Origin of the sequence: Clostridium sp. AUH-JLR23 (genome assembly GCF_964238065.1) — a bacterium.
In the GTDB taxonomy this organism is placed as follows: Bacteria; Bacillota_I; Bacilli_A; order Erysipelotrichales; family Coprobacillaceae; genus Allocoprobacillus; species Allocoprobacillus merdigallinarum.
Map to the genome: position 1 here is coordinate 1 of NZ_CAXSKY010000042.1, position 1,208 is coordinate 1,208.

Below are 1,208 nucleotides of genomic sequence, written 5' to 3' on the forward strand. Positions count from 1 at the left end.
TTGTCCATTACTAAAGTGACGTTAAGTCAAGTTTTTAGAGTAACAAACGTAGAATTTTAATCTATTTATTTTAAGCACTTACCTTTTCAAATTGATTAGGTGTAAGATACCCTAAACTTTGATGGATTCGTTTTGAATTATAAAAGGCTTCGATGTACCAGAAAATACTCTGATAGGCTTCTTCAAAGTTCTTATATTTAAATTGATACACCCACTCTCTTTTTAAATGTCCATGCCAAGATTCAAGACTGGTATTATGATAAGGGTATCCCCTTCGACTGAAAGAGTGAGTCATCCCATAATACTTAAGCAACTCTTCATACTCTAGACTCGTATACTGGCTTCCTTGGTCAGAATGAAGAATAACAGCTTCTGGATAGTCTTGTGATTTAATGGCCTTATTTAAAGTTCTTTGCACTAATTCTACAGTCATTCGCTTGCCCAAATCCCAAGCAATGACTTTTTTAGTATAACGATCCATAATGGTTGAGAGATAAGCCCATCCTTGTTGAGTAGGAATATAAGTAATGTCGGTTGACCAAACCTTATTTTTCTTTGTAGGTTCAGTCTGTATAAGATTTTTTCGATTGATGTGATCACTTAGTGAGTATCCAGGCTTAAATTTCTTAATGACTACAGACTTGAGTTGAAGTTGCTTCATTAGCTTCTGTACCAGTTTTAACCCGACTTTTTCCCCTTGTTTAAGTAGAAGATGATGAATTTTAGGAGCACCATAGATTCCTCGGTTAGCATTGAAGAGTTGAGAAATTTTGAGTGACAGGTATTGTCTCCTTAATTGAGTTTTAGATGGATGTCGGTTAATCCGTTCATAATAACTTGATTCAGGAACATCAAGGAGTTGACAGCTTAGTCTGACATTGAGTGCTAAAGTTTGTATGGTTTGAGCCATATCCGCAGCACTCACTTCTTTTTCTCGGCGAATATGGTCAATACTTTTTTTAAGATGTCTCGTTCTTCCTTAACTTTAGCCAGTTGTCTTTTTAATTCTAGAAAATCAGCTTTAGAGACGGAGCTTTCATTAGATTTAGAGTAGAGGTCTATCCATTTATAAATTGTTGCAGGGGCCACGTCGTATTCTTTAGACAGCTGGGTGACGGATTGACCAGAATGATAGAAGGCGATAAGGGTTTCTTTAAATTCTTTTGAGTAGCGTTTTTTCATGTTTTTGTCCTTTGTCTAAATTATAC

1 protein-coding gene is annotated in these 1,208 nt (G+C 35.7%); it reads right to left on the bottom strand.

Annotation, left to right across the window (positions count from 1 at the left end):
- Window positions 1-70 precede the first annotated feature (70 nt).
- Window positions 71-1,182, bottom strand: a protein-coding gene (locus tag ACESR5_RS11995) for an IS3-like element IS981 family transposase (RefSeq protein WP_373155992.1) whose coding sequence is annotated in 2 segments (ribosomal slippage) — window positions 71-966 and window positions 966-1,182 — 1,113 coding nt in all. Because the reading frame shifts where the segments join, the coding sequence is not laid out codon by codon here.
- Window positions 1,183-1,208: the final 26 nt, after the last annotated feature.